Below are 17628 nucleotides of genomic sequence, written 5' to 3'. Positions count from 1 at the left end.
AAACGCACCTATACCCTTTCGTCATGTTTCAACAACTTTTGATACCAGATCACATAGCGACGCGCCATAATTCGATCACTAAATTTTTTAAAGAAACTGTCTTTATAATCATTGAAGATTAATTTGCCTTCGCTCAACGCGTTAATGGTCTTAGATAATTCCGAAGTTGAAGAAATTAATCTGAAAGAACCGGCCGGTAACTGTGAACATATATATCTGTGTGGCGATATGTCGGATAAAATAACAGGTTTATTTGCGCTAATGGCCTCCAAAACCGTTAGTGGTAATCCCTCAGCTTTTGACATTGATATGAAAACATCAATGTCACTGAATATCTGTGTTATTTCATGTTCAAATCCATGAAAATGAATGTTGACGCACTCGTTGGATTGATCTTGAAGCTTCGTAAGTAGTGCACCCTCACCAAAAATTTCAAGCGATAAATTCAATGTCGAAACAGATTGAAACGCCTCAATGATTTGGTTAATTCGCTTTCTTGGAATCAAATTTGCGACTACACCCAATCTACATACTGACCTCTTCTTTTGAGCCATTCCATGATGTGTTTGTGCAGTCGGCACAGTTTCCACCCCGTTAGGAATCAACTGGGTCTGATGCACACGTAGTAAACGATTAAACTGTTCATCCATCTCAGGTGTTAATGTCGCAACGCCATCAAGTCTTCTAAACTGAATGATTTGGTACAAAGCCATTAGCCAACCCTTCAGATGATAGTCTGCTGGATAGTCTCGGAAAGGTTCATTATGCGACGTACTAACTCTAACCACCCGAGTTTGAGTCAACTGAGTATTAATCTTGTCGGCGCGAAGCCCGTGAGAATGGATAATATCTGGCTGAAATTTCCTTATTTTTGACTGCACCTTTTGAATCATTAAGGTACTGATTTTTTTATGGTCAAAATTGAGTGTTTCTATAACAATTGTTGGTTGTAACCCACTGTAAACAGGAAAATCATTACTCAATGCAATAATTTGCACTTGATGGCCCATTTTCAAAAGTTGATTTGCTAACGTCTTAACCACATTTCCCGGCCCACTTTGTTGAAAAGAGCTCACTATAAAAGTGATTTTCAAAAGATTTCCTCCTAATTCAAAAATGTCACGTAGGGTAAATAACCAATTGATAGTGTTGACTCTGAAATTAAAAAGAACGTCAAAACAATCACGGCGGCGGTCACAATGGTTTGCCCACCGCGCGGTACTAACGTCTTGATGATGTCAACAACTACAATTGCTTCAACAGTCACTAACACAGTCGAGGTCCGTCCGGCTAATACTCGGTATTGATTTAAAAGCAACAATATCAATGTACCGACCATATAAGTCTTGTAGAGTGTTCGACGAAACAATGTCGTATCTCGATGTTCCATAATGTAAGCGAGGAAAAATGAAATAACGCTTTGAAACAATAAGACGGGGTTAAGCAGACCACCACCTGACGTATAAACAGAAGCTGTCAAATAATCTGTGCCTAGACCAACTAAATTAAAAATGAATGTAATAATCGGCGTAATGAATAGTGACGCAATTAAGCTGGCGATATACACAATTCCATATTTAAGTGGTAACCCTTCGTCACTTTTAAAACCGAAGTAGTTGATCAGGACATATGGCACAAACATAATCAGTGCCACACTGTGAAAGAGACTTGCAAGCAACACAATGACCGTAAAACGTTTCAAATCACGTTTGGCCATATATTTGAGTGAAAACAACAGAATTGCTGCCGCTAAAGATTGACGTATTTGATTCATGTCTCGAGTCAAAAAAAATCGTGCATAGTAATAAGCCAAGGAAAAAATTGGTAAATAAGAGTAGCGATGAAAAAAGATGCCAAGTAAGAATAAAGTCAAAAATGCAAATAATAAAAAGAACATATTGGCGTTTACATTAAAGAAGACAAAGATTTTAACCAACAAGCTATATCCAGGTTCAAACTGGGAATGAAAATTAAAATCCATTGTTCTCAGCCAATAGTCGGTGTAATAACTAATAGTATCTGGACCAATATTTGTTGCACGCAGACCTGCGAAAAGGGCAAGTAAAATTGTTGTGACAAAAACAACCCACCGTTGCCTAAACACAACATTTAGACACCCCGTTACCACTAAAATAATTAAAACAATCGTGTATATGTTCATCAATTAGCTCAATCCTATTTACGTAAGAGTAATGAATAAATTGCCTTTTTAACTTTAGGCGGTGTAATCACTGTTCCCGCTAGACCAACAACAGAAACAATAAGTGCTCCAAGGGATATGGAATGTCTTATGAACATCCGCCATTTTAAATTTGTATATTCAGTAACATAACCGTTTCCGCCTCGACGTGCATATAAATCATTGCCAACATTCATATGAACCAGAACCTGTGTCAGATTTGCTGACTTAATTTCCGATTTATGCAACAGCCGAAACCATAAATCGTAATCTTCTAATCCTGCATGTGATTGATAGTTACCAACATTGAGAATAAGTTGTTTGCGAAACATAACCGTCGGATGGTTGAAGGGATTCCGAAAGGGCAATCTTTTTCTGATTGCAACATCATCAGTTGGAACAATGCGTAGCGCACCATCGCCAATTTTTTGATTAAACTCTTTGACTTGACCGCCCACAACGCCGACACTCGGATGTTTCTTCAAGAAATTTAATTCAAGCTCAAATCGGTTATTTACGTTGATGTCATCGGCATCTGCTCTAGCAATGATACTGTTGCGTGCCTTAATCACGCCCGTTTGTAGCGCTTTTCCTAGGCCATGATTGATCTTAAAACGCACAATTCTGATCCATTGACCAGTTTGTTGTCTAATTTTTTCTAACCAATATTCAATTTGCTGATTCACTGGTCCATCAAAAATGATGACAACCTCAGTTGGCAACAACGTATTTTCTAGAACACTAACAAATGCTCGTTTGAACGCTGTGAATTCGTCATTTTTATAAACTGACATTAATAGGGAAAAATCATCAAATTTATTTTGCGAAAAATTCAACAGTAAATTTTCAGCTTTTTCTTCAGACAAATCTTCTAGCTTCACTAAGATCCCTCTTTCACACCAGCGTATTAATCATTTAAACAGTTTTATTCACCAGGTTAGCGTGCACCGTCACCTGTTAAGACAACTCGTATCGTTTCAAAAATAATGAGTAAATCCATTTTTAATGAGAAATGGGCAATATAATATCGGTCCAATATTGCCTTTTGACCAGGAGTTATCTCATAACCACCGTGTACTTGTGCATAACCACTTAATCCAGGCATGATTCTTAAACGTTGTTCAAAACCTGGATTCTCATGACAAAATTTTTCCGTCAGTTCAGGACGTTCTGGTCTCGGACCAATAAAGCTCATGTCTCCCTTAACCACACTCCATATTTGTGGCAATTCATCGATTCGTGTCTTTCTCATAAAACTGCCAACACGTGTAACACGTGGGTCATCCTTCTCTGCCCATTTAGCGCCCGAATCGCGTTCTGCATCATTGCGCATGGAACGCAGCTTGGTCACTTTAATGAGCTTTCCCATATACCCGACTCGTTCCTGTGAATAGAATGCATTTCCCTTCGAATCCAGCTTTACCGCCACTGCAAAGACGGCAATGATTGGTAACGCAAAGATTCCAAGTATTAATCCAAAAACTAAATCTAGACAACGCTTAACCGGTATGTACCACGACTTCACCGGTGGTTGAATCTGACTAACAAAAGGCAGGTTGCTCATCGTCCCTGTCTGTTTTTCCATATTCCCCATTGTTTCCATGTTTCTCCCTCATGCTTATCGATTGATATACTGCCAGTAACGACGCAACCCTTCATAAACGTTAATATGTGGTTCGAATCCCAGTGTGGACAATTTATCGATATTTGCCCAAGAGTGCCTAATGTCACCTTGCCTCATATTTGCATATGTGACTGTAATTCGTTTATTCGTAATCTCTTCGTAATCCTTAATGACATCTAATAACGTTGTTGTCTGACCAGTTGCAACATTAAACACTTGTCCTTTAGCCAAATCATTTTTAGCCAGTAGTTGTAAAGCATCTAAAACATCCGTGATATAAATAAAATCACGTGATTGTTGCCCATCACCAAACACACAAAATGATCCTTCTGTTTTAAACGTTTGCGTTAAAATCGAAAGCACCCCAGAATATGGCGACTGTGGATTTTGATGAGGTCCAAAAACATTAAAAAAGCGCACAGCGGATGCATTAATTTGATAAAGGTTGGCATACGCCATTAAGAAACGTTCCGTTGCAAATTTATCAATTGCATATGGTGTTAGTGGTGCAATTGGTGATCCCTCTGTTTTGGGTAATGATGGTTCATCCCCGTATACGGCAGCGGATGAAGAAAATATGACGCGTTTTGGATGCAAATGATGTTTGCGAATGGTTTCAAAAATTCGTAAATTTGCTTCTTGATTAATTTCGTGCGTCTCAATTGGTCGTTCAACAGAATCTGCAACACTTGCAACGGCGGCTAAAAGGTAAATAAAATCAAAATTTTGATCTATTAATAGTTCACTCATAAATTCTGAATTCGTAATTGACTGTTGAATAAACGTCAAATTTGGCTGTTGTGGCAAATTATCTTGTAATCCCATTGAGAGATCATCCACCACTGTGACCTCATTACCTTCAGAAAGTAATCGCATCGTTAAGTTCGACCCTATAAATCCTGCTCCACCGGTAATCAATACCTTAGCCATTTTTTCCCTCCAGCCCTCTACAAATCGTTCGATTTTGGACACTAAAAAAAAACGTCACCAGTTCAAGATAAAACTCCTGTTCTGGCAACGTTGGGTGCTAAATTTGTTTGAATTTTAGAGGGCAAAAAAATAGCTCTACTAATCGAACGATCAGTAGAGCATTGGCATGTACATATCAACATGTACAATACCAAAAACATTTCGCATTTGCAACATGCCTTTTTGGAATCTACTGATGTTTGAATGATACAAGGACTAATCAAGCATTTGCTTTTAAAAAAGTCAAAATATTGGTATACATAGAACTGAAATAAATAATTTGTCAATTTAGCCTCAAAAATCCGATAACAACCAGCCCCGTTAGTTTACAAATCGAAAATAATTCATTAACAAGTCACCATTATTCCAACCCTTGTTAGACGACAAATAAAAAGCCCGCCATCTGTGTGAAAGCGGACCTTTGAAACTCACTATTAATAATTGATTGTATATTCTACCGGCCAACAATAATTTACTTAGTTGATTGCCGTTTCTTCAAACCATAAGGTAGAACAACCGTCTTATCGCCAATTTCTTCATTGTTCATCAATTTAGTTAACAAGCGCATGGATACAGCACCGATATCATAAAGCGGTTGCGTAATCGAGCTCATCGTTGGGCGAGAGATTTCTGTAAAGCGAGTATCGTTGCTAGTGATGATTTCGAAATCTTCAGGCACGTTAACACCTGCGTCGGTCAGACCGTTTAATACCCCAGCAGCTAATTCATCGTCACCAACGAATGCAGCGGTTGCCTTGACATCTTGCAATGCCTTAGCCAATGCATACCCTGCCTTATATGAATAATCTGTTTGGAAAACCAAGCCTTCATCATAGCCAATTCGTTTGCTACTCAAAGCCTGCTTATAACCCTTCAAACGGTAATCCTTGTTGATACTTTCATCCATTGATCCCGTTACAAACGCAATGCGTCTGTTACCACGACTAACCAGTTTTGCAACAGCGTCAGTTACTGCAGCAACATAGTCAATGTTGACGGATGGTGACTGGTGTTCAGGATCAACTGATCCAGCAAATACGATTGGCGCATTTGCCCGGTTAAAGGCATCGCGCAAATCTTTGCTTACTTGGTTACCCATGAAAATAATCCCGTCCACCTGCTTAGCGGTCAAGTTATCCACAACTTGTAATTCTTTATCATGGTTTTCATCGGAGGAAGCCAAAATAATGTTGTACTTGTACATCAAAGCAACGTCATCAATTCCCCGTGCTAATTCAGAAAAGTACGAGTTTGTTAAATCTGGGATGATAACCCCGATCGTTGTTGTCTTTTTAGAAGCCAAACCACGTGCAACCGCATTTGGACGATAATCAAGCTGATCAATCACATCCAAAACCTTCTGCCGTGTAGCTGGTTTAACATTGGGATTGCCATTAACAACCCGTGAAACCGTAGCCATTGAAACTGCTGCTTCACGGGCAACATCATAAATCGTGACTGTTTGTTTATCCATTGTTATACCCTTTCATTACTAATTTAATTTGTTTTCATCGGTTTTCATAACCTGTTAAATATAACAGAGCATTAAAATGAAAGCAATCATGAAACCGCTTACTTTTAATATAAATCAAACCTTTGTGGTCTGCAAGTCAGAAGCCACTGGTGTGATATACTGGTTTTACATTTGATTTTACAAATTAATATGAAAAATGAGGCGAAGTTATGGCAGATTATTCACAACTCAAACAAGTCCAGCAATGGATTGGTACACAAGGAATGGATCTTGGCTACTTTAGCAACTTTCAAACAATTCAGTATTTAACAGGATTTGGATCAGACCCTATCGAACGGGTACTGGCCCTGTTCGTTTTTCCAGATGCTGATCCTTTCTTATTCTGTCCTGCTTTGGAAGTTGAGGCCGTCAAGGACACTGGCTGGCCATATGGTGTGTACGGTTACTTAGACCACGAAAATGCCTATGCAATGATTGCCGACCAAATTAAGGCCCGCACTTCTTCACCTGCTAAATGGGCCATTGAAATGGGTAACTTAACCATTGAGCGATTCAATAAAATGCACGAACAGTTCCCTGACGCAATGTTTGATTTAGACGCTACAGATTACATTGCTAACTTGCGCGTCATCAAAACACCACATGAGATTGAGTTACTTAACGCTGCTGGTGCTGAAGCTGACTACGCCTTTGAAATTGGCTTTAAGGCGGTTGCCGCTGGTGTCCCTGAACAACGTGTCGCTGCTGAATTACAATACGCATTAATGAAGCGTGGCGTGATGAACATGAGCTTTGATACCTTAATTCAAGCTGGTGCACATGCCGCTGAACCGCACGGTGCAACTGGTGCCAATAAAATTGAAAATAACGAACTCATTCTGTTTGATTTAGGAACTGTTCACGAAGGCTATATCTCAGATGCCTCACGGACTGTCGCTCTTGGCAAACTATCAGACAAACAAGCAGATATCTACAAAGTTTGTTTAGAGGCCCAGTTGGCTGCCATGGACGCCGCCAAACCAGGTATTACCGCCGCCCAGTTAGACAAAGTTGCGCGTGATATTATCAGTAAAGCAGGCTATGGAGAATACTTTATTCACCGTCTCGGTCACGGTATGGGGCAATCTGAGCATGAATTTCCAAGCATCATGGAAGGTAATGATCTGGTGCTGAAGGAAGGCATGTGCTTCTCAATTGAACCTGGAATTTACATTCCTGACGTAGCTGGTGTTCGGATTGAAGATTGTGTCCACATTACCGCCGATGGTTGTGAACCATTCACTCACACTAGCAAAGACTTAACTTACGTCGGTTAATCTAGTAAACGCATCACACTTGTCGTTAAAATTTAGGTTTCTAAAAGCCACTGATAATTCCGAAACGTTATCCGGAATTATCAGTGGCTTTTTCTCTCAACGTATTAGACTCACCGTGCTCCATTAATAAAGTCTTGGACCAGGATGCCAGGACTTGCGTCGCCATTTAAATAGATTAACAAGGTTAACGATAATAAGGACAAGCATCACTGTCACACCAAATAGCAACAGCAAACTGCCCATTAAACTGAGATTAACCGCCAGAGCACGATTAACCGCCATTACAATCAGCCAGGCCAATACAACGATGCTACTAACATAATGTGTTGGATAAAACGATGGTTTCATATTAGCACCCCCGTTAACTTTTTCCTTATTATACAATTGATAATATCGCTGATACAAAACAATCAGCTCAACAAAAATGCTTCAATTCACGTTAGCGTGAACTGAAGCATTTTTGATTTAAAGATCAACACTAATTATTTTTTTGTTTTATCGCTGGCGCTATCAGCAGCACTTTTTGCTGTTGAAGTCGCTGACTTAGCAGCTGAGCCTGTTTGGCTTGCCTTGCTTTGCGCAGCGCTGGCAAGTGACTTTGCTGAGCTAGCAGTGGACTTTGCGGCACTAGCAGCCTTGTCTGTAGCTGATTGTGCACTGGCCTCAGCCGCGGATGCTTCCGAAGTTAATTTGCTATCAGCAGTAATCACAATGTCATCGCTATCGTCAGCATCGTCTTCGTCATTAACACCGTTCAGTTCATCCCGCAATGAAGCCGTCTCATCATCAAAGTCGTCATGCTTCTGACGGAAACGGTCACGGAATGAAGCCCCACGATCACCTAATGAACCGGCAAAATCATGTGCTGATTCATTAGCCGATTCCGTGTAGTCTTTCAATGATTCTTTGGCATCATCCACTGCGTCGGCAGCGTAAAATGCGTAATCAACAGCACGGTCACGAACCGCTTGATAGCGTTCTGTTGCTTCTTCGCGTAATTTATCGCGTTGTTCCTGTGATAACGAACGATACCCAGCATAAGCTGCAGCACCGCCTAACACTAGTCCTAACCAAAAACCTTTAGCCATTTTGTCGTCCTTCTTTCGCGTTATTTATTCGTTGCTCGAGACTGCTTTTTTGTTTGATGGTTTCGATACATCTTATAAACAGAGTTGGCAGCCTTAGTAGCAACGCCTACCTTGCCTGCACTTTTACCAGTGCTGGTAACCCGTGTGGTCAGATCACGTGTTGCGTTATTTAAGTCAGAGACACTTTCACCTAAATCAGCAGCAGCCTGAAAGACTGGATCCACTGTTGCAACCTTGTGGTTCACATCATCTAACAGTTCGTTTGCATTACCAAGAATGTCTTCTACCTGCTTGGACAAGACATCCACAGAGCTACGGATAACCGCGACACTCTGGTTAACTTCGTGAAATGTCCGCAATAATACCATCAGAAAAATGCTAATAAAGATTGCCAAAATCAAGAATGCAATTGCTGCAATTACGCCACCTGTCATAATCTTTCCTCCAACTTTTCATAATGAATCATGTACTTAGCATCAGCATACCATAAACCGCAAACGCACAAAACCGTTTTCATTCGTCAATCATTATTCTGCATTACTCAAGTTTGTGAGCTGAGTCATTTCTTCAGCCGATAATGCAATTCTCGAAGCAGCGGTGTTGCTAAAGAAGTGATTGACATTGCTAGTCCCAGGAATTGGCAGAATCACGTCTGAACGATGTAATAGCCATGCCAATGCTATTTGTGCTGGCGTTGCGCGATGTGCCTTCGCAATATCGGCCAGTGGACCAGTGGCGGTGGCAAGATGCCCCGTTGCCAATGGATACCACGGAATAAAAGCGATATGATGCTGATCAGCGTAGTTCAAGACGCCTTCATCATGTCTATCCGTTAAATTATAGCGATTTTGAACTGATGCAATCGGCGTAATCTTTTGAGCTGCTTCAAGATCATCAATCGTGACCTGACTTAACCCAATATGTTTAACCTTACCTTCTTTTTTCATATCGGCCAGCACACCGACTTGGTCAGCTAACGGATAGTGCGGATCAATTCGATGCAACTGAATCAAATCAAGACTATCTAACCCCAATGAAAAAAGATTTATTTCAACTTGTTGGCGAAGATAATCGGGATTTCCAAGCGGCGTCCAAACATCCGGTCCTTGCCTGGTAAAGCCAACCTTGGTGGCAATCATTTTATGGGCGCCTTCATAATCCTGCAAAGCTTGTCTAACATAGTCATTAGCAAACAATGGACCATAAGCATCGGCCGTATCAATGAAATTAACATCACTGTTAAGAACAGCATCCATCACATCAATCGCAGCCTTAGGATCCGCATTTGGGCCCCAAACGCCCTTCCCTGGCAACTGCATCGTGCCGTAGCCCAGTCGGTTAACTTCTAATTCGTCATCAAACTTAAACGTTTTTGCTACCATGCTTAGCCTTTTCCTCCATAAGTAACAGTTAATTCTGGAACGGTACGTCCATCTCGCGTGCAAAACTCAATCTTCGTTTGATCACCAGTCGACGTGACGAGTGCAAACGTACCGCCTAGAGTGGCATATTGGCCACGTGGCTGGCTAATACTGCCAGGATTCAAGAAAATAATCCCGGACGTTTCAACCACGCCCAATTCATGCGAGTGTCCAAAAAAAGCAAAGTTTGCCTTTGCTTCCCGTGCGGCCAGAGCCAGTCGCGTTAAATCTTGTTTGATTCCGTAACGGTGACCATGTGTCAAGAAAATCCGTTTGCCATCCACGGTAACCGTCTGTGAAACAGGATATGAAGCATCAAAATCCATGTTCCCGCCGACCACATGATAAGTTGCCCATAACGGATCGTTCGCTGGCAATTCAGAATCACCACAGTGAAAACAAGCATCCACTTGGCCTTTAAATTGATCAGCAAGGGTTACCAAAATATCTCGATCACCATGACTGTCACTTACCACTAATAATTTCATCAGTCTTCACGCCACCAAATTGGAAATTGCGCCATCAGTGAATCCATTGCTTTGCCCCGATGACTAATCTCGTTTTTTTCATCCATATTCATCTGGGCAAACGTCTTTTTCTTTGAAGCCACATAAAATAGTGGGTCATAACCGAACCCATCTTTACCACGCGCCTCACGTAGAATTGTGCCACGCACATCCCCACTAACAAACAACCGTTTACCATTTGGCTTAACGGCCACAATCGTCGTGTGAAAATTAGCCGTGCGTTCATCATCAGGCACCTTGTCCATGGCTGCCAAAAGCTTACGGTTGTTTGCCTCATCATCGTGGTTGCCAGCGTAACGAGCTGAGTGGATACCAGGTTCACCATTTAGCGCATCGACCTGGAGACCAGAATCGTCCGCAATAATCGGCAATTCCACCGTCTTTGCCAGCGCGTCCGCCTTAATTTGAGCGTTTTCAGCAAACGAACTGCCATTTTCTGGCGGCATCGTCACACCAGGAAAATCTTTGAGCGTTAGTACTTTAATTCCCAATGTTGCAAACCGTTTGCGGTATTCCGCAGCCTTACCTTCATTTTGAGTCGCAATTACAATTGTATCTGCCATAACTAGCCTCCACCTTGTTATTGTCTTACACCCTTAATAATGACCATTTTCAGTAAAAATTTCAATCAATGACCGCTTTATCCACATTCATTCCCGATAATTCAAGCCACTGCATCGCGATCGTTTTGAACATTGCTGGCGAACCAGTGGTAAAGTAGTGATCTTCGCCAACCTTTTCCTTAGCGGCCATGTGATAAACATCAAGTAACTGGGCCACCACGTTGACAGTTTCTGCTCCGGAGTCAATCAAGGTTACATTACTCCCCATGACGTTTTGAATCAGCGGCCGTAACAACGGATAATGCGTGCATCCCATGACGAGCGTGTCGACTTTGCTATTTGCAAATGGTTGTAGTCCCTGTGCCACGATTTGTTTTGCAATTGGTGCTTGGTATTCATTGCTTTCAACAAGCGTGACAAACTTCGGGCAGGCCACACTCTGGACATCGACTGCAGCATTCTGTGCATGAATCGCCCGAGCATACGAGCCACTCTTGACCGTTCCCTCTGTTGCAATAACACCAATATGGCCGTTTTTGGAAGCCTTGATGGCCGCCTTGGAACCTGGATTAATCACACCGATAACGGGAATCGTCATTTTCTTTTGCAAGTCTGGTAATGCGGCTGCAGTTGCCGTATTACAGGCAATGACCAGCATTTTAATGCCTTGCTTTTCTAGAAAATGAACCATCTGCCAAGTAAATTCGACAACCTGTTCAGCGGGTCGTGGCCCATAAGGCAATCGAGCTTGATCACCAATAAAGCGGATCGTCTCGTTTGGCAATTGACGTAACGCTTGCTTAACCACCGTTAAACCGCCGACACCAGAATCCAAAAAGCCAATTGGCAAATCCGCCCGCAACCGAGTTTTATCCATTTCAACCATAATGACAAACGCCCCTTTATGTTTTCGTACTTTTTTCCGTTCTCTAAAAAACTTGAAACTATAGCATGACGCTTTCTGCGGTCTTTTTCAAGCATGCAGTCTGAAAACTTCTGTCCAGTTTTTCTTGACGGATGAAAGTTTGCCGCCGCAAGGCTATAATTAAAGTAATTATGTATTTTAAGGAGACCAGTCATGGACCAATCAACCTATAATAAACTTTTACAACAGCCCGCAGTGTCTGCACTCGGCGCTGGTTTCATACGCGACGAAGTACTTCCTGCTATTCTCGGCAGTGACCAGTTGACCATTCTCTATTGGATTGGTCGTCAAATGGCACGTCAAAATCCCCTTTCAGAAGAACAAGCCATTACCACGTTATTCGCACAACTTAATTTTGGTCGGCTGGTTCAAACTCACGGCGGTCGCAAACAACAACGTTTCGAACTAAACGGTCCAGCAGTCAGTCATCGGTTAGCTGCCTATCCGGAAGCAAGTTTCGACTTTGAGGCCGGTTTTCTCGCTCAAGAAATCGAGATCATTACTGGTGCCGCTACAGAAGGTACCGTTGATGAAATTCATAAAGATCATGTGACGTTTATCATTCAAAGTGATCCAAAAAACATCGTCGGTGAAGTCGCTGCCAGAGTTCCGAGCTTAAAGATCAATAGTGAAGATACCACTGACGCGCAACAGTCAAAATAACTGTGAATTCAAAATGCCTGCCACATGAGCCTCTATTGCCCATGATTTAAGATTATTTTTTTATGATTTAATAATTCAAAAACGATGTCAGTTGGCATCTATGTATGAAAAAACACTTCAAATCCATTATGGACTGAAGTGTTTTTTTACGACTAATTATTTTAGTCTAAAAATGCTTTTAAAACATCAAAATGCGCATTACCGAAACAAAACCTTAACTACTTAAAACTGGTCAGATTTTGTGTCGTTGGATCCAACTGTTGCCAGTCCTTTGAGTAGTAACGTGTATTGATGTGATACTGCGGCTTAGCCTGTTTGTTAGCCATGAATGGGCGAACACCCTTATCCACAGCAACCCAACCACGCCAACCTAAATGAATCGTGTCTTCCATAAAGTATGGTTGACCACCATCCTGACTCAAATCAAGCACATTATTGAAGCCCTGTGAGGCCAGTTGTTGCTTGATCTTATTGTTCGTTTGGTCGATCATCTCACGATTCAGCCCCGTATACTTGGCCCACCGTTCGTTGATTGGTGGCAAGATAAACAAAACATCCGTATGCGTTTGCGCAAACTGATTCAGTACCAGTTCAAAATCACTGTACTCAGGAGACTTTCGGTAATCGAACTTGGCCTGTTCACCCTTTAATCTAGCAACATGGCCTCGCAAACGATTACTGTAAAAACTGTTTTTAATACCCAACGTATTATTGGTCGTGTTCTCTTTACCCAACGTGGTCGCCGTCTTGTCGAGAGAAGCATAGCTTTGAGAATCCGGCAATTGTTTGACACCTTTATCAATCTTGCTCAAGTTATGTCCTAAACGATAATCGGAGAAAAGTTGATCTTCATGAGATAAAATCAAAGCACTAACGGATAATTGGAGACGATTGTAATTTGACAACGGCTTGCCCTTAGCCACTTTACGTAACATTTGAGCAATTGCATGGTCTGAGTGACCGGAAGGCATCTCCAACAACCGCTGAGCCGCGTAACGGTTCATCCGTGTATTTTGAATTTGTTGTAACCAATCTACCGTCTGCAGTTTAGAATAGTAAAATCCAAAAGCGTCGGGACGGGCACCCTGTGGCACACACCACTGAGGAGAAATAATGAAGACAGCTTTTTTATTCTTCATTTGCGTTTCAATTGGTTGCATTGAGTAATACTGGGTTAACGATTGTGTACCGGCCGCACCGAGCAAAAACGGACGGTAATTACGGTGATACTTTTGCGCCAAAACAGATGGGTGTAATGGATCCATCCGTGACAGCTCACTAGAGCCAAAGAATGGCACGTACTTACCAGCCAACGCCTGCTTTTTGATCTGACGGCCCTTAAAAACTTGTGGCGCTAATGAGACCGCCGCACGACGCTCCGTTTCCGCCGAGTTGTGAGCAAAGTTAATTGGCGAAAGTAATAGCAAAAGTAAAATGATGAATGCCGTAATGACCGGGCCGATAATCAACCAAAGTCGTTTCGAGGAATTCATGATTAGTCTACAAGTCCTTCCACCTTAGTCACAATTTTGTTAGGTGTGTCCCATTCGCTACGAACAAATTCAGATACAGGTACGTTAACACCTAACTGACTTTGTAATTCGAGTAACAACTGAACTGAACCCATTGAGTCCATCAAGCCAGAATCAAATAAGTTTGTGTCCATATCCTCTGAAACATCGTTCCCTGTTAAGTCGTTCAAAATTGAAATAACCGTTTCTTTAACATCCATAATTAATTTTCCTCCTGTAAGTAGCTCGCAATAACAATGTGTTACTAAATTAAATCACTTGGTTTAATAATGACCCAACCAAAGTTTGCTCAAGAATCCAGAGAAGAGCAAGAAACTAAAACAAACAAAGTTGAACGTCAGAAAAATCGCAAATGCTTCCGTCAACTTGTTGTGCGGAATACTCTCACGATGTTTCTTCTTAAAGCGTAGCCACCAATCATTGACGACTAGTCCGACACCATGAAGCAACCCATAAGCAATGTAATACCAAGTTACCCCGTGCCAGAACCCCATGATCAACATATTGAAGATATAGGCAACATTGCTGACCGTTACCCGACTCTTAAAAATTTTGTTTTTCATCATGGCGAAAACTAACCGCATAAAGACGAAATCACGGAACCAAAATGATAGCGTCATGTGCCAACGATTCCAGAAATCCTTCAAATTGTGAGAACGGAATGGTTGGTTAAAGTTCATCGGTGTTTCGATGCCCATCAAATATGAGATAGCAACCGCGAACAATGAATATCCGGCAAAATCAAAGAACAGATACATTGACCATGCGTACATTACCCCAACTAGTGGCCATGAGAATCCTGTTCCACCGTAGCGCAACGTTAACGTTTCCAGCTTTGGTACAAGCATGGTACCAAACAAATAGGCTAATAAAAACTTATACATAAAGCCCAAGAAAATGTAATGCACGGCCTTTTCAATCATGCCAACATATTTTTCACGATCGGGAACTTTTTGATAATCATCGAGCCAACGTCTGTACCGATCAATTGGTCCCGACGAAATGGTTGGCATAAACAGTAAGAACTCAAGAAATAGCATTGGATGGAATTCTTTAATAATGCCATCCCGCATTTCCATGATCATCCCAACAGATCTAAAGGTTAAGTAGCTAATCCCCAAGAATCCAAATAAAGAAGTATGTCCAGGATTAATGGCGGGCGTAATTTTAACAAACAACAACGGGACAATGCTCAATAAAAATGCACCGTAAAAAATCCACCGATTGTTGGCCCGTTTACGATAAGCCATGTAACCACCGACCATGAGCCATTCCCAGATTACGAAGCCAATCAGTGCCACACCTTGTTGCCACTTCTGACTATCAAACATCAAGAAGATAAAAACAAGCGACACTGCACTTTGATACCAACGCCAGCGATGACCGTGGTACAAACCGATCATTAGCGGGATTAACCCAATTAACAGATAAATAAAGTATTGGGGGTTCCCATATGGCTCTAAATTAATCATGCAGGGTTCACCTCGGCAATAATCGATTTAATGTCGACCTTCCCGTTTGCCGTCAATGGCAGGCTGTCTTTGTACACAAACCGGTTAGGAACCATATAGTCCATCATGACATCTTTCAGTTCCTGTTTAATCGCCGTTGTCCGTTGAAGATCGTTCTTAAAGTCGTCCTTTGAATTTGGCACAACGTACGCCCACATTTGACTCACTTTGTGGTTGTTATCATACTTTGGCACAGCCACGGCCTGCTTGATCCATTTATTGGCGTCAAGATAATGATTAACCTCTTCCAATTCGATTCGGTAACCATGTAACTTAATTTGGAAATCAATGCGACCTAAGTAATGCAACATGCCGTCTTCATCAAGAAAGCCAAGATCACCAGAATGATAGGCAGAGCGACCATCTTCTGTAAAGAATGCTTTTTCCGTTTTTTCTGGATTATTAAGGTAACCCTTGGAAACACTTGGTCCACTGATAACGATTTCGCCATTCGTACCAGCAGGCAAGGACTTGTTTTCGTCATCGACGATACGAATCTGGGTGTCAGACTTAACCGTGCCAATTGGCAAACGCCCTTTTTCGATCAGTGCATCGGTTATTTCAACGCCAGTAACGGCAACTGTCGTTTCAGTTGGCCCATAAGTGTTGAAAATGTGCGCATGCGGGAAGCGCGTCCGTAAATTTTTCGCAGTAGAAACAGTCAGCTCTTCACCACAAAACAGAAAGTGACTCAAATCTGGCAAATGTTGCTCGTCAAACGTTGGTTCCAACAAGCAAATATCAGCAAACGATGGCGTTGAAACAAACACATTCAAGTTCATTGTTGGCAATGTTTCAAACAGCTGTTTGAAATTATCCGTCACTTGTTTTGGCAGTGCCATTAAAGTACCACCCAGAGCCAGTGTTGGTGCCCAATCCATAACGGATAAATCAAACGAATATGGCGGCTGTGCCAACGTTACTGGATTTTGAGACAACTTAAAATCGTCGCTAAGCATCCAGTTTGTATAACTGAGCAAATTGGTGTGACTGATTTGCACACCCTTGGGCTTCCCAGTTGTGCCTGACGTGAAGATAATGTAGTAATTGTCATCACCATCAACAGGATGATCCAACTGGTAAGTTGCAGTTTGCGCACTAAACAAGTCACTTAACGTATCACCTGTCAGTACAGGTTGTTCGCCAACATCCACTGGCAATGCATCAACAGCAATCACTGCAGACGGATGCGCAATATCTTCAATCATCGTTAACCGATCATTAGGTGAATGTTTATCCACCGGAATGTACGCATGCCCAGCCTTAACAGCACCTAAAAAACTTGCAATCATTGCAAACTGTTGACCACCGAAAACGATAATCGGTGATTTAGCAGGTAGATTGAGTCCGTCCAAATAGGCAGCAATGGCGTCTGATGCACGCTTTAACTGTGCATATGTATGCGTCTCCCCCATGTCATTGTAAACAATGGCATCAGGGGTCGTTGCTGCCCAGTTATCAATCGTGGTAATCATATTATCAATCATAATTTCCCTCCATCCCACGTTCTAGAATTCGTTATAGATGAACTTACTCTGATTCAAGCCAGAGTAACTGTATAAGTAGATCAACAATAACAAAATCACGAAATAAAAAGCAGTCCGTAAGACAAATGTGACCCATGGCTGATTCAGCCATATTTTAAACTTTGCCATATTTTCTCTGTCCTCCACTTTGTACCAATGTCTCCAGTATAACGATTTTGACCCCATCCATTGTTAAAAAAAGTCTTAAACTAGACTGGCTCTATTTTGGTACACCGACTAGCATACCAGAAAACACAAAAAAAGACCCTAACCACATAACGATGTGGTCGGAGTCTCACTAAATTCTCAC

The 17628-nt window shown here is 41.7% G+C and carries 20 protein-coding genes; 2 read left to right on the top strand and 18 right to left on the bottom strand.

Going from position 1 to position 17628, the window contains the following annotated elements:
* Window positions 1–8: 8 nt before the first annotated feature.
* The 6 genes from GB993_RS10915 to ccpA all read right to left on the bottom strand — a co-directional run bounded on the left by GB993_RS10915 (window position 9) and on the right by ccpA (window position 6246).
* On the bottom strand, window positions 9–1094 hold the full coding sequence (locus tag GB993_RS10915; protein ID WP_161004307.1) for a glycosyltransferase family 4 protein: 1086 nt from the start codon (window positions 1092–1094) through the stop codon (window positions 9–11).
* Window positions 1095–1105: 11 nt separating this feature from the next.
* Complete coding sequence (locus GB993_RS10910) at window positions 1106–2161, bottom strand: EpsG family protein (RefSeq protein ID WP_238331657.1); 1056 nt, start codon at window positions 2159–2161, stop codon at window positions 1106–1108.
* A gap of 14 nt (window positions 2162–2175) precedes the next feature.
* Entirely contained in the window at window positions 2176–3045 is an 870-nt protein-coding gene (locus GB993_RS10905) for a glycosyltransferase (protein WP_161004305.1), read from the bottom strand.
* 71 nt (window positions 3046–3116) lie between these two features.
* Window positions 3117–3782 carry a sugar transferase gene (locus GB993_RS10900; RefSeq protein WP_238331653.1) on the bottom strand — a complete coding sequence of 222 codons (666 nt, stop codon included), beginning with the start codon at window positions 3780–3782 and terminating at the stop codon, window positions 3117–3119.
* 15 nt (window positions 3783–3797) lie between these two features.
* On the bottom strand, window positions 3798–4733 hold the full coding sequence (locus GB993_RS10895; RefSeq protein WP_161004304.1) for an NAD-dependent epimerase/dehydratase family protein: 936 nt from the start codon (window positions 4731–4733) through the stop codon (window positions 3798–3800).
* A 511-nt stretch (window positions 4734–5244) separates the two neighbouring features.
* On the bottom strand, window positions 5245–6246 hold the full coding sequence (gene ccpA / locus GB993_RS10890) for a catabolite control protein A (protein WP_161000886.1): 1002 nt from the start codon (window positions 6244–6246) through the stop codon (window positions 5245–5247).
* A 209-nt stretch (window positions 6247–6455) separates the two neighbouring features.
* On the opposite strand from ccpA, the gene GB993_RS10885 reads away from it, so the two are divergent.
* Window positions 6456–7562 (top strand): M24 family metallopeptidase, encoded by a 1107-nt coding sequence (locus GB993_RS10885; RefSeq protein ID WP_161004303.1) that lies wholly within the window; start codon window positions 6456–6458, stop codon window positions 7560–7562.
* A gap of 123 nt (window positions 7563–7685) precedes the next feature.
* Here the strand turns inward: GB993_RS10885 and GB993_RS10880 are convergent, their stop codons facing one another.
* From GB993_RS10880 to racE, 7 genes are all read right to left on the bottom strand, one after another.
* Complete coding sequence (locus tag GB993_RS10880) at window positions 7686–7910, bottom strand: hypothetical protein (protein ID WP_161004302.1); 225 nt, start codon at window positions 7908–7910, stop codon at window positions 7686–7688.
* Window positions 7911–8044: 134 nt separating this feature from the next.
* Window positions 8045–8650 carry a hypothetical protein gene (locus tag GB993_RS10875; RefSeq protein WP_161004301.1) on the bottom strand — a complete coding sequence of 202 codons (606 nt, stop codon included), beginning with the start codon at window positions 8648–8650 and terminating at the stop codon, window positions 8045–8047.
* A 20-nt stretch (window positions 8651–8670) separates the two neighbouring features.
* Window positions 8671–9084 (bottom strand): DUF948 domain-containing protein, encoded by a 414-nt coding sequence (locus GB993_RS10870; RefSeq protein WP_161004300.1) that lies wholly within the window; start codon window positions 9082–9084, stop codon window positions 8671–8673.
* Window positions 9085–9177: 93 nt separating this feature from the next.
* Window positions 9178–10032, bottom strand: a complete 855-nt coding sequence (locus GB993_RS10865; RefSeq protein ID WP_161004299.1) for an aldo/keto reductase — start codon at window positions 10030–10032, stop codon at window positions 9178–9180.
* A 2-nt stretch (window positions 10033–10034) separates the two neighbouring features.
* Window positions 10035–10559 carry a metallophosphoesterase gene (locus GB993_RS10860; protein WP_161004298.1) on the bottom strand — a complete coding sequence of 175 codons (525 nt, stop codon included), beginning with the start codon at window positions 10557–10559 and terminating at the stop codon, window positions 10035–10037.
* The gene (locus GB993_RS10855) at window positions 10559–11161 is read right to left on the bottom strand and encodes an XTP/dITP diphosphatase (RefSeq protein ID WP_161004297.1); all 603 of its coding nucleotides are present in this window, start codon (window positions 11159–11161) and stop codon (window positions 10559–10561) included. Before GB993_RS10855 ends, GB993_RS10860 begins: the two co-directional genes overlap by 1 nt.
* 61 nt (window positions 11162–11222) lie before the next feature.
* Entirely contained in the window at window positions 11223–12047 is an 825-nt protein-coding gene (gene racE, locus GB993_RS10850; RefSeq protein ID WP_161004296.1) for a glutamate racemase, read from the bottom strand.
* A 192-nt stretch (window positions 12048–12239) separates the two neighbouring features.
* Between racE and GB993_RS10845 the strand changes: the two genes are divergently transcribed.
* A complete protein-coding gene (locus GB993_RS10845; protein WP_161004295.1) occupies window positions 12240–12749 on the top strand; it encodes a DUF2507 domain-containing protein in 510 nt (169 codons plus the stop codon).
* Window positions 12750–12967: 218 nt separating this feature from the next.
* Here GB993_RS10845 and dltD read toward each other — a convergent pair whose 3' ends face one another.
* The 5 genes from dltD to GB993_RS10820 all read right to left on the bottom strand — a co-directional run bounded on the left by dltD (window position 12968) and on the right by GB993_RS10820 (window position 17447).
* The gene (dltD, locus tag GB993_RS10840) at window positions 12968–14242 is read right to left on the bottom strand and encodes a D-alanyl-lipoteichoic acid biosynthesis protein DltD (protein ID WP_161004294.1); all 1275 of its coding nucleotides are present in this window, start codon (window positions 14240–14242) and stop codon (window positions 12968–12970) included.
* Between the two features lie 2 nt (window positions 14243–14244).
* Window positions 14245–14481 (bottom strand): D-alanine--poly(phosphoribitol) ligase subunit DltC, encoded by a 237-nt coding sequence (gene dltC, locus GB993_RS10835; protein WP_017261174.1) that lies wholly within the window; start codon window positions 14479–14481, stop codon window positions 14245–14247.
* A gap of 63 nt (window positions 14482–14544) precedes the next feature.
* Window positions 14545–15753 (bottom strand): D-alanyl-lipoteichoic acid biosynthesis protein DltB, encoded by a 1209-nt coding sequence (gene dltB / locus GB993_RS10830; RefSeq protein WP_161004293.1) that lies wholly within the window; start codon window positions 15751–15753, stop codon window positions 14545–14547.
* Window positions 15750–17279, bottom strand: a complete 1530-nt coding sequence (gene dltA, locus GB993_RS10825) for a D-alanine--poly(phosphoribitol) ligase subunit DltA (protein WP_161004292.1) — start codon at window positions 17277–17279, stop codon at window positions 15750–15752. The genes dltB and dltA overlap by 4 nt, the downstream gene beginning before the upstream one ends.
* Before the next feature lie 21 nt (window positions 17280–17300).
* On the bottom strand, window positions 17301–17447 hold the full coding sequence (locus GB993_RS10820) for a teichoic acid D-Ala incorporation-associated protein DltX (protein ID WP_017261177.1): 147 nt from the start codon (window positions 17445–17447) through the stop codon (window positions 17301–17303).
* Window positions 17448–17628: the final 181 nt, after the last annotated feature.

The organism is Furfurilactobacillus milii (assembly GCF_009864005.1).
Lineage (GTDB): Bacteria > Bacillota > Bacilli > Lactobacillales > Lactobacillaceae > Furfurilactobacillus > Furfurilactobacillus rossiae_B.
The sequence above is the reverse complement of the archived record's forward strand: the minus strand, read 5'-3'. Positions and strand labels throughout refer to the sequence as shown.

What these genes read in the sequence shown, in the direction of transcription:
- GB993_RS10910 (WP_238331657.1), bottom strand. Translation starts at nt 2,161, where the DNA reads ATGAACATATACACGATTGTTTTAATTATTTTAGTGGTAACGGGGTGT.
- dltC (WP_017261174.1), bottom strand. Translation starts at nt 14,481, where the DNA reads ATGGATGTTAAAGAAACGGTTATTTCAATTTTGAACGACTTAACAGGG.
- GB993_RS10885 (WP_161004303.1), top strand. Translation starts at nt 6,456, where the DNA reads ATGGCAGATTATTCACAACTCAAACAAGTCCAGCAATGGATTGGTACA.
- GB993_RS10855 (WP_161004297.1), bottom strand. Translation starts at nt 11,161, where the DNA reads ATGGCAGATACAATTGTAATTGCGACTCAAAATGAAGGTAAGGCTGCG.
- ccpA (WP_161000886.1), bottom strand. Translation starts at nt 6,246, where the DNA reads ATGGATAAACAAACAGTCACGATTTATGATGTTGCCCGTGAAGCAGCA.
- dltD (WP_161004294.1), bottom strand. Translation starts at nt 14,242, where the DNA reads ATGAATTCCTCGAAACGACTTTGGTTGATTATCGGCCCGGTCATTACG.
- GB993_RS10845 (WP_161004295.1), top strand. Translation starts at nt 12,240, where the DNA reads ATGGACCAATCAACCTATAATAAACTTTTACAACAGCCCGCAGTGTCT.
- GB993_RS10865 (WP_161004299.1), bottom strand. Translation starts at nt 10,032, where the DNA reads ATGGTAGCAAAAACGTTTAAGTTTGATGACGAATTAGAAGTTAACCGA.
- GB993_RS10900 (WP_238331653.1), bottom strand. Translation starts at nt 3,782, where the DNA reads ATGGAAACAATGGGGAATATGGAAAAACAGACAGGGACGATGAGCAAC.
- dltA (WP_161004292.1), bottom strand. Translation starts at nt 17,279, where the DNA reads ATGATTGATAATATGATTACCACGATTGATAACTGGGCAGCAACGACC.
- GB993_RS10895 (WP_161004304.1), bottom strand. Translation starts at nt 4,733, where the DNA reads ATGGCTAAGGTATTGATTACCGGTGGAGCAGGATTTATAGGGTCGAAC.
- GB993_RS10860 (WP_161004298.1), bottom strand. Translation starts at nt 10,559, where the DNA reads ATGAAATTATTAGTGGTAAGTGACAGTCATGGTGATCGAGATATTTTG.
- racE (WP_161004296.1), bottom strand. Translation starts at nt 12,047, where the DNA reads ATGGTTGAAATGGATAAAACTCGGTTGCGGGCGGATTTGCCAATTGGC.
- GB993_RS10875 (WP_161004301.1), bottom strand. Translation starts at nt 8,650, where the DNA reads ATGGCTAAAGGTTTTTGGTTAGGACTAGTGTTAGGCGGTGCTGCAGCT.
- dltB (WP_161004293.1), bottom strand. Translation starts at nt 15,753, where the DNA reads ATGATTAATTTAGAGCCATATGGGAACCCCCAATACTTTATTTATCTG.
- GB993_RS10820 (WP_017261177.1), bottom strand. Translation starts at nt 17,447, where the DNA reads ATGGCAAAGTTTAAAATATGGCTGAATCAGCCATGGGTCACATTTGTC.
- GB993_RS10870 (WP_161004300.1), bottom strand. Translation starts at nt 9,084, where the DNA reads ATGACAGGTGGCGTAATTGCAGCAATTGCATTCTTGATTTTGGCAATC.
- GB993_RS10880 (WP_161004302.1), bottom strand. Translation starts at nt 7,910, where the DNA reads ATGAAACCATCGTTTTATCCAACACATTATGTTAGTAGCATCGTTGTA.